General features: G+C 73.9%; 10 protein-coding genes and 1 pseudogene. 8 read left to right on the top strand and 3 right to left on the bottom strand.

Features of this window, described 5'->3' with window-relative positions; translation table 11 throughout:
• Window positions 1-283: 283 nt before the first annotated feature.
• Window positions 284-1865, bottom strand: a pseudogene (locus tag CP974_RS17375) (MFS transporter).
• On the opposite strand from CP974_RS17375, the gene CP974_RS30325 reads away from it, so the two are divergent.
• On the top strand, window positions 1756-2052 hold the full coding sequence (locus CP974_RS30325; RefSeq protein ID WP_223844401.1) for a hypothetical protein: 297 nt from the start codon (window positions 1756-1758) through the stop codon (window positions 2050-2052). The pseudogene CP974_RS17375 and the gene CP974_RS30325 overlap by 110 nt on opposite strands.
• 330 nt (window positions 2053-2382) lie before the next feature.
• Here the strand turns inward: CP974_RS30325 and CP974_RS17380 are convergent, their stop codons facing one another.
• The gene (locus tag CP974_RS17380; RefSeq protein ID WP_078915682.1) at window positions 2383-2826 is read right to left on the bottom strand and encodes a hypothetical protein; all 444 of its coding nucleotides are present in this window, start codon (window positions 2824-2826) and stop codon (window positions 2383-2385) included.
• Window positions 2827-3910: 1084 nt separating this feature from the next.
• On the opposite strand from CP974_RS17380, the gene hemL reads away from it, so the two are divergent.
• The 7 genes from hemL (at window position 3911) to ccsB (ending at window position 12208) form a co-directional block, all read left to right on the top strand.
• Window positions 3911-5218 carry a glutamate-1-semialdehyde 2,1-aminomutase gene (hemL, locus tag CP974_RS17385; protein ID WP_031132764.1) on the top strand — a complete coding sequence of 436 codons (1308 nt, stop codon included), beginning with the start codon at window positions 3911-3913 and terminating at the stop codon, window positions 5216-5218.
• Between the two features lie 167 nt (window positions 5219-5385).
• Entirely contained in the window at window positions 5386-6033 is a 648-nt protein-coding gene (locus CP974_RS17390; RefSeq protein WP_037938186.1) for a histidine phosphatase family protein, read from the top strand.
• Window positions 6034-6409: 376 nt separating this feature from the next.
• The gene (locus CP974_RS17395; protein ID WP_031132768.1) at window positions 6410-7699 is read left to right on the top strand and encodes a polysaccharide deacetylase family protein; all 1290 of its coding nucleotides are present in this window, start codon (window positions 6410-6412) and stop codon (window positions 7697-7699) included.
• 77 nt (window positions 7700-7776) lie between these two features.
• Entirely contained in the window at window positions 7777-8391 is a 615-nt protein-coding gene (locus tag CP974_RS17400; protein ID WP_031132770.1) for a TlpA family protein disulfide reductase, read from the top strand.
• A 3-nt stretch (window positions 8392-8394) separates the two neighbouring features.
• Window positions 8395-9132, top strand: coding sequence for a cytochrome c biogenesis CcdA family protein (locus CP974_RS17405; RefSeq protein WP_031132772.1), 738 nt, complete (start codon window positions 8395-8397; stop codon window positions 9130-9132).
• An 8-nt stretch (window positions 9133-9140) separates the two neighbouring features.
• Window positions 9141-11105 (top strand): cytochrome c biogenesis protein ResB, encoded by a 1965-nt coding sequence (gene resB, locus CP974_RS17410; RefSeq protein ID WP_031132774.1) that lies wholly within the window; start codon window positions 9141-9143, stop codon window positions 11103-11105.
• Window positions 11102-12208: a c-type cytochrome biogenesis protein CcsB gene (gene ccsB / locus CP974_RS17415; RefSeq protein ID WP_031132776.1), complete on the top strand. Its 1107-nt coding sequence runs from the start codon at window positions 11102-11104 to the stop codon at window positions 12206-12208. The genes resB and ccsB overlap by 4 nt, the downstream gene beginning before the upstream one ends.
• A gap of 57 nt (window positions 12209-12265) precedes the next feature.
• On the opposite strand, the gene CP974_RS17420 is transcribed toward ccsB, so the two are convergent.
• Window positions 12266-13816 carry a type 1 periplasmic-binding domain-containing protein gene (locus CP974_RS17420; protein ID WP_031132778.1) on the bottom strand — a complete coding sequence of 517 codons (1551 nt, stop codon included), beginning with the start codon at window positions 13814-13816 and terminating at the stop codon, window positions 12266-12268.

Genomic DNA, 13816 nt, shown 5'->3' on the forward strand with positions numbered 1-13816 from the left:
CGCGGCGCCCGGCCCGTTCGGCGCGGTGCTCGGCGGGCGCCGGGCTCGGCCCGTCCCTCGGTGCGGTGCTCACCGCGGGCCGGAGTCGGGTCCGGGGTCGGGCCGGGGGCCGGACCCGGGGTCGGAGGCCAGGTCCGGCGTCGGGCCCGGAGTCGGGCCCGGAGTGGGGCCCGGAGTCGGTTCCGGAGGACGGCCCGGCCCCGGGAGGCCGGCCGGGGGCCGGTCTCCGGCCCGGCTCGGGCGGCTCGGGCGGCTCGGGCGCCCTCTCGGCCTCTCGGCGGCGTCAGGTCGCCGCCCCGTCCGCTCCCCGGCCCGCCTGAGCCCCCGCGGGCGACGGCGACCCGGGCCGGCTCCGCGGGGCGGCCGGCAGGCCGGGTGTGACCAGGAAGCTCGCCAGGGCGACCCCGCCGGTGGCCAGGATCGCCGCCTTCAGGCCCTCCAGCTGCGCCGCGGCGTACGACTCCGTCACGGCCGCGACCTCGTCCGGTGGCAGTCCCGCCCGCTCGGCCGCGGTGCGCACCTGGTCGGTGGAGACGAAGCTGACCCCGGCCTCCAGGGAGATCCCGACCTCCTCGCGGGCCTGCGCGGACAGCCGCGGATCGTCCGCCACCTGAGTGGTGAACGCCTGGGCCAGCGCCCCCACGAGGATCGACCCGATGAGCGCAGTGCCCAGCGCGGAGCCCAGGTTCTGCGCCGTGAACTGCAGTCCCCCGGCCTCGCTGCGCTCCTCCTCGCCGACGCCGGACTGGACGACGTTGCCCAGCTGCGAGGCGAGCAGGCCGACCCCCACGCCCAGCAGGGCCATGGCGCCGGCGAACTGCGCGTCGTCGATGGCCGGTTCGATGGTGGCCAGCAGCCACACCACGGACGCCGCCAGGACGAGCAGGGCCAGCCGGACCACCCGGCGCGGCCCCATGACCCGCCCCAGCGACGAGGCGGACAGGGAGGTCACCAGCATGGTCGCGGAGACCGGCAACAGCCGCAGCCCCGTCTCGAAGGCGTCGAACCCCTGCACCACCTGCAGGTACAGCGGGATCGTGAAGAACAGCCCGAGCAGGATCAGGTTCTGGCTGAGCAGCGTCAGCAGCCCGGACCGCAGGACGGGCCTGCCCAGCAGGGCCAGGTGGACGAGCGGGTCGGCGCCCCGGTCCTCGCGCCGCCGCTCCCAGGCGCGGAAGAGGGACAGGAGGGCCACCCCCGCGCCGACGACGAAGAGCGTCGGGGCGAAGCCGAGGACGGTGAAGGGCGGGTTGCGCGGCTCCACCCAGCCCCAGGTGCCGCTCTGCAGGACCCCGAGCACGCCGAGCCCCAGCCCGGTCGCGGAGAGCACCGCGCCGACCCGGTCCAGCCGGGGGCGGGGGCCGGTCGGGGCGGACGCCGGGATCGCCCGGCGGGCCAGCAGGACGGCCGCGACCACCACGACCTCGCCGACGAAGACCAGCCGCCATGTCAGGTACGTCGTGACCCAGCCGCCCAGCAGCGGCCCGACCGCGATCCCGGCCCCCGCCAGCCCGCCGACGACCGCGTAGGCGACGGCCCGGTCCCGCCCGCGGTACGACTCCGCGACGAGCGCCGCCATGGCCGGCAGGACCAGGGCGGCGCCCAGTCCCTCGATGACGGACCAGCCCAGTACGAGGACCCACAGGGTGGGCGCCGCGGCGGTCAGGGCCGATCCGGCGCCGTACACGGCCAGCCCCAGCAGGAACACGCGGCGCCGCCCCAGGATGTCCCCGAACCTGCCGCATGAAGGCCGCCATGACCAGCGCGTACAGGGTGATGACGGCCTGGATGGCGGTGACCTCGGTGTCGAAGTCCTCGACCAACTGGCTGATGGAGACGTTCATGACGGACGTGTCGAGGACCATCAGGAACTGGGCCGTGCCGAGGACGGCCAGAGCGCGCCAGTGCTTCACGCGACCACCTCACCGGATCGGCCCGGAACGGCGGTGGGCCGCCCGGGCGGCGGCCGGCGCGGGCCCGCCGCTCCGTCCAGCTCACCCGACGCGCGCGGCCCGCGCCTCACCCGCCACGGGGGAGGGGCCGCGCCGGTGACGGGCTCCGCGCGGGCGCCGCGGCCGGGCGCCGCGGGTCCGGGGCGGCCGGGCGGGCGGCCCTTCAGTCGGTCCGCAGGGCCGAGACCCTCATGCCCTCGGCCGCCCCGACGGGGCCCGTCGCGCCGACTCAGGGCCGACGTCCGGGCGCGCCACGGGGCACCAGGGGTGCCGGGGACCCCTGGGCGTACGGACGACGGGGCAGCGGGCAGGCCGTGGGCGTCCGGGCGGGGGCAGCGGGCAGGCCGCGTCCGGGCAGTGGGCAGGTCAGGGCCGTGCGGGGGCGGGCAGCGCGCGGTTCAGGGCCGTCCGGGCCTGGGCAGCGGGCGGGTCAGGGCCACACCAGGCAGTACGGCTGGTGGCCCGCCTCGTGGAGCCGTACCGAGAAGTCCTGCCACTCGTGGAGGAGCTGGTACACGTTGAACGCGTCGCGCGGGCCGCCCCGGTCCGGGACGGTCGACCAGATGAACGCGGCGGCGCCCACGGACTCCTCGCCGACGCCGCGCAGCGGGTCCACCACCGTCGTGGGCAGCTTCACCACGGCGTAGTCGGGGTGCAGCACCACCAGCTCCAGCGGCGGCACCTTGTGCAGGGGCATCCCCTGGAGGCCGGTCAGGACCATGGCGGCTATGGTCTCCGGCTTGATCCTGGTGAACATCCCGCCCATGCCCAGCTCGTCGCCCCCGAGCTCCTCGGGCCGCATCGAGATCGGGACGCGCGCGGCCGTCGCGCCGTTGGGCGCGCCGAAGTACTTGTAGGTCACCCCCATGCCCATGCGGCCACCCCTGCTCGCCAGGGGGCCGGCCCCCGGAGGTTCGCTTCCCGCCGGGCCCGCGAGGCCCGCGGAACCCAGGTGGCCCATGGGACCGGTGTGACCCATCGGGTCGTTGCGGCCCATGGGGTCCCTGCGGCCCATCTGGTCCAGGGGGTCCACGGGGTCCGTGTGGCCGAGGGGGCCCGAGTGGCCCAGGTGGCCCGTAGGGCCGGTGCGGCCGAAGCGACCCGTGGGGCCGCCCACAGGGCCGGTGGGGCCGCCCATATGACCCGTGGGGCCGCCCGCGGTGCCGTCCCGCAGGAGGCCGTCATCCCGCCGCGTCGACTCCTCCCGCCGCAGCAGTTCGTCCCGTCGTAGCGGTTCGTCCCGCCGCAGCGGTTCATCACGTCGCAGGGGCTCGTCGCGTCGCAGCGGTTCGTCGCGCCGTGCGGGATCGTCCCGCCGCAGGGGCTCGTCGCGCCGTGCGGAGTCGTCACGCCGTACGGGCTCGTCGCGCCGTGCCGGCTCGTCCCGTCGTACGGGGTCCCGCGGGGCGGGGTCGTCCCGCTGTCGCCGGTGCCTCCCCCGCCGGGCACGCTCGGGACCCAGATCGCCGGTCCCCTCGCCCAGTCCGCCACCGCGATGCATATCTCCACCCGACTGCTTGCAGGGTGACACGGCCCCGCCGCGCGACCCGATCATCGTGTCAGTGACCTCCCCCGCGGACGAGTGGTGAAACACCTGTCCGCAAGAACGTCCGGGCCTCTGACACCATGGTTTCCGTGAGCTCTCCCTATGACGCCCCAGTTTCGCAGACGCGGAGGGCTGACGCCGTGCCGAAAACAAGGTCCGGAAACTCCGCGATCTCTCGGCTCCGCCCGAGCAGGGGAACACCCTTGTGAAACAAGATCGTGGGGGAAGGCGTCACGCCGAAGCAAGGCCGCCCGGCCGATTGTCGTGAAACCGGATGCCGTGAAGGACCCCCGAAGCCTCCCGTGAAAGGGAACGCGGCTCACCCCGCCCCCGCGGGAACGCCCCGGCGCTGTGTCGGCGGCGCTGCCCGCACCAGCCGTCCGTCCACTCGTTCTCGCAGGTCAGGACCCAAGTGTCGTACTCATACGAAGCCCCAGCCTCACAGTCGCTCTTCGACCGCGCCTCCCAGGTGACGCCCGGCGGCGTGAACTCCCCCGTCCGCGCCTTCCGGGCCGTGGGCGGAACGCCCCGCTTCATGGTGTCCGGTACGGGTCCGTACCTCACCGACGCGGACGGGCGCGAGTACGTCGACCTCGTCTGCTCCTGGGGGCCGATGATCCTCGGCCACGCGCACCCCGAGGTGATCGCCGCCGTGCAGGAGGCCGTCGCGCGCGGCACGTCCTTCGGCACGCCGGGCGAGGGCGAGGTCGCCCTCGCCGAGGAGATCGTGGCGCGGATCGCCCCGGTCGAGCAGGTCCGGCTGGTGTCCAGCGGCACCGAGGCGACCATGTCCGCGATCCGCCTGGCCCGCGGCTTCACCGGCCGCAGCAAGGTGGTCAAGTTCGCCGGCTGCTACCACGGGCACGTGGACGCGCTGCTGGCCGCCGCGGGCTCCGGGGTGGCCACCTTCGGCCTGCCCGACACGCCCGGCGTCACGGGCGCCCAGGCCGGCGACACCATCGTGCTGCCGTACAACGACCTGGAGGCCGTGCAGGAGGCGTTCCACCGCCACCCGGGTGAGATCGCCTGCGTGATCACCGAGGCGTCCCCCGGCAACATGGGCGTCGTCCCGCCGCGGCCCGGCTTCAACCAGGGCCTCAAGGACGCCTGCGCGAAGAACGGCGCGCTGTACATCTCCGACGAGGTCATGACGGGCTTCCGCACGTCGAAGGCCGGCTGGTACGGCGTCGACGGCGTGGCCCCGGACCTGATGACCTTCGGCAAGGTGATGGGCGGCGGCTTCCCGGCCGCGGCGTTCGGCGGCCGCGCCGACGTGATGGCCCACCTCGCGCCGGCCGGCCCGGTCTACCAGGCGGGCACGCTCTCCGGGAACCCGATCGCCACCGCCGCCGGGCTCGCCCAGCTCCGGCTGCTCGACGACGCCGCGTACGAGAAGGTCGACGCGGTCTCCCGGGAGATCCAGGGCCTGGTGGCGGAAGCGCTGGCCAAGGAGGGCGTGGCGCACCGGCTGCAGAACGCCTCCAACATGTTCTCGGTCTTCTTCACCGACCGGGAGGTCCGCGACTACGAGGACGCCAAGCGGCAGGAGTCGTTCCGCTTCACCGCGTTCTTCCACTCGATGCTGGCGCAGGGCGTCTACCTGCCGCCGTCGGCGTTCGAGTCGTGGTTCGTGTCGACGGCCCACGACGAGCGCGCGGTGGAGCGGATCGCCGCCGCGCTGCCCGCCGCCGCCCGCGCCGCCGCGGAGGCCACGGCATGACGGACGTGCGGGGAGACGCGGTGGAGCCCGGCGGGGCCCGGGAGCCGGGCGGGGCCCGGGAGTCGGGCGGGGCCCGGGAGTCGGGCGGGGCGCGTGAGCCGGGCGGGGCCCGGGAGTCCGGCGGGGCGAAGGGCGGTGCCGGGGAGGAGGTGACCGTCGTCCACCTGATGCGGCACGGCGAGGTGCACAACCCGGACGGCGTCCTCTACGGCCGCCGCCCCGGGTACCACCTGTCGGACCTGGGGCGGCGGATGGCCGACCGGGTCGCCGAGCACCTGGCGGACCGGGACGTCACGTACGTCGTGGCGTCCCCGCTGGAGCGGGCGCAGGAGACGGCCGAGCCGATCGCCGGGGCGCACGGCCTGGAGCTGGCCACGGACGAGCGGCTGATCGAGGCGGCGAACGTCTTCGAGGGCAAGACGTTCGGCGTCGGCGACGGCGCGCTGCGCAGGCCGGGCAACTGGCGGCACCTGAGCAACCCGTTCCGCCCGTCCTGGGGCGAGCCCTACATGGACCAGGTCGTACGGATGACGGGCGCCCTCGCCGCCGCGCGCGACGCGGCCCGCGGGCACGAGGCGGTGTGCGTCAGCCACCAGCTCCCCATCTGGATCGTGCGGAGCTTCGTGGAGCGCCGCCGCCTGTGGCACGACCCGCGCCGCAGGCAGTGCACGCTGGCGTCGCTGACCACGTTCACGTACCACGGCGACCGGATCGTGTCCGTCGGGTACAGCGAGCCGGCGCGCGACCTCGTGCCGGCGCACCTGCTCGCGGGCGCGAAGCCCGTGAAGGGGAAGACCAAGGCGTTCGGCGCCTGACCGCACCCCCGTCGCCCGGCGGCCGGGGCCGGTCGCCCCGGCCGCCCCGGCCGCCGACCGCCGTCCGTCCGGGCCACCGTCCGTCCGGGCCGCTGGCCGTCCGGGCCACCGTCCGGGCCGCCGGCCACCGGCCGTCCCGGCCGCCGCCCCTCGGTCGCCACCGGGCCACCGGGCCGCCGAGCCGGCCGTCGGCTCCGGCGGTCGCCAACCGGGCCGCCGATTTCCCGAGCCCGGGAATCGGAACGCGGAGTGACCGTTTCCTCACTCCCGCAATTGTGTGATTATCAGTGGAACCCTGAACCCCTCATTCCGCATCCTCCCGGGTGCCCGGCCGGAACTCCGCCGGGGCGTCCCGGGAGCGGAAATGGGGGAGCGTATGCGTGCCATCACCCGAAGGGGGCTGCTGGGGGCGGGAGTCGGCGCCGCCGCCGGCTGCGGCGCCTTCACCGGCGACCGGTCCGGCGCGTCCGGCGGCAGCGGTACGGACGCCGCCCGGTCCGACGGCGGAAAGGGCGGCGGAAAGCACGACGCCGGAAAGGGCGGCGGCGAAAGCGGCGGCACAGCGGGCGGCAGCGGCGGCGCGCCGAAGGGGCGGCCCATCGGGGACGGCTCCACCGCCGACACCGGCCCGCAGCCCCGGCAGCCCGCCCGGCCCGAGCCCCTGGAGCCGGGCCGGACCCCGCCGCAGTTCGTCGTCCTCTCCTGGGACGGCGCCGGAGAGGTCGGGAACGGCCTCTTCCCCCGCTTCCTCGACCTCGCCCGCGAGCACGGCGCCGCGATGACCTTCTTCCTCTCCGGCGTATACCTCCTCCCGGAATCGAAGAAGACCCGCTACCGCCCGCCCCGCAACCGCCCCGGCGCCTCCGACATCGGCTACCTCACCGACGCGCACATCAAGGACACCCTCGACAACGTCCGCCGGGCCTGGCTCGACGGCCACGAGATAGGCACCCATTTCAACGGGCATTTCTGCGGCGGACCCGGTTCCGTCGCGAACTGGACCCCCGGCGAATGGCGCGACGAGATCGACCAGGCGGTGGAATTCGTCACCGAGTGGAAGACCAACACCGGCTGGACCGACCTCGACCCGCTCCCCTTCGACTACCGCAGGGAACTGGTCGGCGGCCGCACCCCCTGCCTGCTCGGCCAGGAGAACCTGCTGCCCACCGCCGCGAAGCTCGGCTGGCGCTACGACGCCTCCTCGCCCGGCGGCCTCCAGGTCTGGCCCGGGAAACGGGAGGGGCTGTGGGACCTGCCGCTCCAGGCGGTGCCGTTCCCCGGCCACTCCTTCGAGGTCCTGTCGATGGACTACAACATCCTCGCCAACCAGTCGAAGAACTCCACCCAGGGCCCGCCGTCCCGCCATCCCGGCTGGCGCCGGCAGGCCACCGAGGCATATCTGGCCGGATTCACGCGCGCGTACGAAACGAATCGGGCGCCCCTCTTCATCGGCAACCACTTCGAGCAGTGGAACGGCGGAATCTACATGGACGCCGTGGAGGACGCGCTCAAGGAAATGGCCGGAAAGAAGGACGTGCGGCTCGTCTCGTTCCGGCAGCTCGTGGACTGGCTCGACGCACAGGACCCCAAGATCCTCAAGAAGCTCCGCTCGCTCGGGGTGGGAGAATCCCCGGCAGGCGGCTGGAACGCCTTCCTCCGCGCTTAGCCGGGCTTCACAAGGGGCTTTACGGGCACTCAGGGGGGCGGCCAAGATCCGGCAAACGGCCATGCGAAACTTTTCACATGAGCCACAGCCGCGCCCACCGAGGCCTCCTGCTCACCGCCGGCGCCCTGGCGGCCGCGCTCGCGCTGACCGCGTGCAGCGGCAGCCCCAAGGGCACGTCCGGCGGGGGCGGCAACACCAACTTCGTCACCGACGTCGACGGCATCGCCACCCTCCCCAAGGGCGAGCGCCCGGCGCCCAACGAGCTCGCGGGCGAGACCCTGGACGGCGGCCGGCTCGACGTCGCCGACCTCAAGGGCAAGGTCGTCGTCCTCAACCTGTGGGGCGAGTGGTGCAACCCGTGCCGCGCCGAGGCCCCGCACTTCACCAAGGCGGCCAACGAGCTCAAGCCGAAGGGCGTCGAGTTCGTCGGCATCAACACGCGCAGCAACAAGCTCAAGTCGCTGGAGTTCGAGAAGGACTTCGAGGTCCCGTACCCGAGCCTCTTCGACCCGTACGGCAAGCTCGTCCTCAACGGCTTCCCCAAGGGGGCCGTCCAGCCGCAGGCCATCCCGTCGACGCTGGTCCTCGACCGCGACGGCAAGATCGCCGCGCGCGCCCTCAAGGCGCTCTCCGAGGACGAGCTGCGCTCGATGATCACTCCGGTCCTGGCCGAGAAGGCCGGCGGGCAGTAGTCCATGAACGAGACGGTCTTCAGCGGGGCCCTCCTGCTGGCCCTGCCCGTCGCCGTGCTCGGCGGCCTGGTCTCCTTCTTCTCGCCCTGCGTGCTCCCCCTCGTCCCCGGCTACCTCTCGTACGTGACCGGGGTCACCGGCACGGACCTGGCCGAGGCGCGGCGCGGCCGGATGGTGCTGGGCGCCGGGCTGTTCGTCCTCGGCTTCTCCGCCGTCTTCGTCTCCGGCGGCGCGCTGTTCGGCTACTCCGGCCAGACCCTCCTGGAGCACCGCGAGATCCTGAGCCGGGTGCTCGGCGTCGTGATGATCCTCATGGGCGTCTTCTTCATGGGGCTCATGCCGTGGCTCACCCAGCGCGAGTTCCGGTTCCACCGCAAGCCGGCCGCCGGCCTCGTGGGCGCGCCGGTCATCGGCGTGCTCTTCGGCATCGGCTGGACGCCGTGCGTCGGCCCGACGCTCACCGCCGTCAACGCGCTCGCCCTCAACGAGGCCAGCGCCGGGCGCGGCGCGCTCCTCACCCTGGCGTACTGCCTCGGCCTCGGCCTGCCGTTCATCGTCGCGGCCGTCGCGTTCCGCAAGGCGCTCGGCGCGTTCGGCTGGGTGAAGCGGCACTACGCGTGGGTGATGCGGATCGGCGGCGGCATGATGATCCTGACCGGTCTGCTCCTGCTCACCGGCGTGTGGGACGCGCTCGTACAGGCGACGCAGAGCTGGTCCAGCAGCTTCCAGGTGGGGATCTGAGGTTCACCATGAGCAACACCGAACAGACCGGCCGCCGCCCCGAGCCCGGAACCGAGCCCGGCGCCGGTACCGGAACCGAGCCCGGTGCCGGTAGCGGCGCCGCGGGCGCGGCCGGCGAGCCGTCCCTGGGGGCCGCCGGCGAGCGGCTGTCCACCGGCCCCGCCCAGGACCCGGAGCCCGCGACCCTCCCCGCCCTCGGCGTCGTCGGCTGGATCCGCTGGTTCTGGCGGCAGCTGACCTCCATGCGGGTCGCGCTGATCCTGCTCTTCCTGCTCTCCCTCGGCGCGATCCCCGGCTCCCTCATCCCGCAGAACGGCGTGGACGAGACGAAGGTCAACGCCTTCAAGGAGGCCCACGAGACCCTCACGCCGATCTACGAGAAGCTCCAGCTCTTCGACGTCTACAGCTCGGTGTGGTTCTCCGCGATCTACATCCTGCTGTTCGTCTCCCTCATCGGCTGCATCGTCCCGCGCACCCACCAGTTCGTCGGCCAGCTCCGCAGCCGCCCGCCGGGCGCGCCCCGGCGGCTCACCCGCCTCCCCGCGTACGCCACCTGGCGTACGGAGGCCACGCCCGCACAGGTGCGCGAGGCCGGGCTGAGGCTGCTGCGGAAGCGGCGCTTCCGGGCCCATGCGGCCGGGGACGCGGTCGCCGCCGAGAAGGGCTACCTCCGCGAGTTCGGCAATCTGCTCTTCCACATCTCGCTGATCGTGATGCTCCTCGCCTTCGCCGCCGGGCAGCTCTTCCGGTCCGAGGGCGGCAAGCTCATCGTCGAGGGCGACGGCTTCGCCAACACGCTGAGCCAGTACGACGACTTCCGGTCCGGCTCCCTGTTCGCCCTGGACGACCTCGGCCACTTCAGCTTCGAGCTGCGCCGGTTCACCGGTACGTACGAGGCGACCGGCCCGCAGCGCGGCACGCCCCGCACCTTCGAGGCGGAGGTGACGTACGCCGAGAACGGCGGCCCCGACAAGGAGGCCGTGATCCGCGTCAACGAGCCGCTGCAGGTGGCGGGCGCCAAGGTGTACCTGATCGAGCACGGGTACGCCCCCGTCGTCACCGTCCGGGACGGCAAGGGCAAGATCGTCAGCCAGGAGGCCGTCCCGCTGCTCCCGCTCGACGCCAACGTCACCTCGCAGGGCGTCGTCAAGGTCAAGGACGGCTACCGCGACAAGAACGGCAAGCGCGACCAGCTCGGCATCCCGCTGTTCTTCGTGCCCACCTTCGCCGGCGAGGGGCAGGGCCAGATGTTCTCGGTCTTCCCCGCGCTGGTCGACCCGCGCCTGAGCGTCTCCGCCTACCACGGCGACCTGCGCGCCGACTCGGGCGTCCCGCAGAACGTCTACCAGCTCGACATGTCCAAGATGAAGCCGTTCAAGGACGCGCGGGGCGAGATCCTCAAGAAGCAGCTCAAGCCCGGGGAGACCTTCACGCTCCCGGACGGGGCCGGCTCGATCACCTTCGAGAAGGAGGTGAAGGAGTGGGCCAGCTTCCAGATCAGCCAGCAGCCCGGCAACGGCTGGGCACTGGCCGGCGCCGTCGCCGCCATCCTCGGCCTGACCGCCTCGCTCTTCATCCAGCGGCGCCGCGTCTGGGTGCGGGCCGTCGAGGGGCCGGACGGCGTCACCGTCGTCGAGACGGCGGGGCTGGGGCGCGGCGAGTCCGCGAAGCTCCCCGAGGAGCTGGCCGAGCTGGTGGCCGCGCTCCACTCCGTCGCGCCGACCGCGCCCGACGCGCCCGCCGCCGAGTCCGCGACGCACCCGGCGAAGGACGACGCGGCGGACGACGACCGGGCCGCCGACGACCCGGCTGCCGACGACCCGGAAGACGCCGCCGCCGAGGACCGCGCCGCCGGTGACCGTGCCGCCGGTGACCGCGCCGCCGAGAACCGTGACGCCGCCGCCCGCACCCCCGCGGGCGACGGCGCCGAACCCGCCGACCAGGCTGTTCCCGCCGAAGGGGCATCGCAGTGATCATCGCCGCCGCCAACGAAGACCTGGCGAACATCAGCAACGTCCTCGTGTACTCGGCCATGGCCGTCTACACCCTGGCGTTCCTCGCGCACATCGCCGAGTGGGTGCTCGGCAGCCGCAGCAAGGTCGGCCGCACCGCCGCCGCCCTCACCGCCACCTCCTCCGCCACCGCCGCCCCGCCCGCCGTCCGGGTGCGCGGCGGGCAGACCGCCGCCGGGTCCGCCGGGTCGGGCGGCACGGCCGTGCTCGACAAGCCCGAGATCGTCACGCGCGGCGCCGCCGGGGCGCGGAACGTGCCGGACGGGCCCGGCGCCGCCGCCGGCGACGAGAAGGGCGACCTCTACGGCCGGATCGCCGTGTCGCTGACCACCCTGGCGTTCCTGCTGGAGGCGGGCGGCGTCATCGCCCGCGCCCTCTCCGTGGAGCGGGCGCCGTGGGGCAACATGTACGAGTTCTCGCTGACGTTCTCCACCGTCGCGACCGGCACGTACCTCGCCCTGCTCCTCGCGGGCAAGAACGTCCGCTGGATGGGCCTGCCCCTGGTCACGACCGTCCTGCTCGACCTGGGCCTCGCCACCACCTGGCTCTACACCGAGAGCGACCAGCTCGTCCCCGCCCTCGACTCGTACTGGCTGTGGATCCACGTCTCCACCGCCATCTTCTGCGGCGCCGTCTTCTACATCGGCGCGGTCGCCACCGTGCTGTACCTGGTGCGCGACGGGTACGAGGCGAAGGTCGCCCGCGGCGAGAAGCCGGGCGCGTTCGTCCGGTCGGTCATGGAGCGGCTGCCCGCCGCGGCCACCTTCGACAAGCTCGCCTACCGGGTCAACGCCGCGGTCTTCCCGCTCTGGACGTTCACGATCATCGCGGGCGCGATCTGGGCCGGCGACGCGTGGGGCCGCTACTGGGGCTGGGACGCCAAGGAGGTCTGGTCCTTCATCACCTGGGTCGCCTACGCCGCGTACCTGCACGCCCGCGCGACCGTCGGCTGGAAGGGCCGCAAGGCCTCGTACATCGCGCTGATCGCCTTCGCCTGCTGGCTGTTCAACTACTACGGGGTGAACCTGTTCGTGAACAGCCTCCACTCCTACGCGGGCGTCTAGCCACCCGCACGCCCCGCCCGTGGCCCCCGGCGCACCCGGGGGCCACGGGCGCCCGCGCTACGGGCGGCGCGGCGGCAGGCAGTCCGCCGACGGGGCGGCGCCCTCCGGCCAGGCCATCGCCACGAAGCGGGGCGCGCCGCGGGTCAGCCGCACCACCGGCACCGCCTTGTTGTACGGGTTGCCGTAGTTGTCCAGGCAGATCCAGCCGCTCGCGCCCGGCACCTTCAGGGAGCCCTTCACCTGCGGCCACTGCCGCGCCACGTCGGCGACCGGCGGGAGGTCGGCCCCCTGCGGCGTGGCCTCCCGGATGGCGCGCACGGCCGCCGCCATGGCGTCGTACGCGATGATCGCCTGCCCGTCGGCGAGGGTGGTCCGCCCGATCGGGCCCGCCGGCGCCTTCGACACCTCCTCCAGCGCCCGCACGAACTCGTCGTACGCCGCCGCCGAGCCGCCCGTCGCCGGCGGCCGGTAGCCGGGCCGGGCCCGCCACGCGTCGGGGTGCGCCAGCGCCGCGTAGTGCACCGTCAGGCCCTCCTCCAGCGCCGACCGGTCGAGCTGCGGGTCGGCGCCGAGGTACGAGCCCTCGTCACCGGTCAGCACCGTGAACCGGCGCTCCTTGCAGCCGCGCGCCCCCAGCGCGTTGATGAACTGCCGCAGCTGCGTGTGGCGGCCGGCGAAGAACACGGTGTCCGCGCGCGTGTCGCACACCAGGTGGGTGATCCGGCGGAAGGTGTTGGCCGTCGTCCCCTCGGCGTTGGGGTCCTCGGCGGACGTGAACCACTGCGGCTCGTACGGGGAGCGGGCCAGCAGCGCCGAGAAGGCGTTCTTCAGCGTGTCCGTGTAGTGGTCGCCGGTCCGCGTGTCGTGCACCAGCAGCGCCTTCGCCGCGTCGACCTTCCCGAAGTGGGCCAGCGCCCGCGCCTCGTCGCCGTTGGTGGGGGAGACCCGCGCGAGGCCGGGGAAGAGCTGCCGGCCGGGCGCGTTGGCGATGTTGTCGGCGGTGATCGTCGTGCCGACGACGGCGATCCCGGCCGCGGTCAGCTCCGCCACCGCGCTCTGCACGGCCCCGCTGCTGGTCGCTATGCCGGACACCGCCCGCAGGTGGTGCGGGGCGCCCGTCATCCCCTTGAGCCGGTCGACGGCGGTCCTCCAGTGCGCGTTGTCCTTGCCGGTGTTGGCGAGGACGAGACGGATCCCGGGGACCTCGTTGTTCTGCCGGTTGGCGCGGTACTGCTGGACGAAGGCGCCCTGGAGCTCGTTGAGCACCTTCTCGCGCAGCCCCGCGCTGGTGGAGGTCAGCGGCAGCAGCAGGGCGACCGTGGCGTACGGGCCGTCCGCCAGGGTGGCGTTCTCCCGGCCGATGGCGGCGGCGACCTGCTCCAGCCGCTCCTCGCCGAAGGCGTAGCCGTCGCCGGCCTCGGCGACGCCGACGCACTCCTGGCTGCCCGCGGGACGGGCCACCCCCGGCGCGCAGGAGCGGTCCTCCGGGGTGGTGGCGCTCCGCACGACGGCGACCGTGCCCCAGGCGAGCAGGGCCAGCACGACCACGGTGGTGACGGCCTTCTGGCGGGCGGTGTAGAAGAGGCGGTACCGGAAGGGGTTGTCCAT

It is taken from the genome of Streptomyces fradiae ATCC 10745 = DSM 40063, from assembly GCF_008704425.1.
GTDB classification, from domain to species: domain Bacteria; phylum Actinomycetota; class Actinomycetes; order Streptomycetales; family Streptomycetaceae; genus Streptomyces; species Streptomyces fradiae.

Bases quoted from the DNA above. Each gene is read 5' to 3' on its own strand.
- CP974_RS30325 (WP_223844401.1), top strand. From the start codon at position 1,756: ATGACCAGCGCGTACAGGGTGATGACGGCCTGGATGGCGGTGACCTCG.
- CP974_RS17380 (WP_078915682.1), bottom strand. From the start codon at position 2,826: ATGGGCATGGGGGTGACCTACAAGTACTTCGGCGCGCCCAACGGCGCG.
- CP974_RS17390 (WP_037938186.1), top strand. From the start codon at position 5,386: ATGCGGCACGGCGAGGTGCACAACCCGGACGGCGTCCTCTACGGCCGC.
- CP974_RS17395 (WP_031132768.1), top strand. From the start codon at position 6,410: ATGCGTGCCATCACCCGAAGGGGGCTGCTGGGGGCGGGAGTCGGCGCC.
- CP974_RS17400 (WP_031132770.1), top strand. From the start codon at position 7,777: ATGAGCCACAGCCGCGCCCACCGAGGCCTCCTGCTCACCGCCGGCGCC.
- CP974_RS17405 (WP_031132772.1), top strand. From the start codon at position 8,395: ATGAACGAGACGGTCTTCAGCGGGGCCCTCCTGCTGGCCCTGCCCGTC.
- resB (WP_031132774.1), top strand. From the start codon at position 9,141: ATGAGCAACACCGAACAGACCGGCCGCCGCCCCGAGCCCGGAACCGAG.
- CP974_RS17420 (WP_031132778.1), bottom strand. From the start codon at position 13,816: ATGGACAACCCCTTCCGGTACCGCCTCTTCTACACCGCCCGCCAGAAG.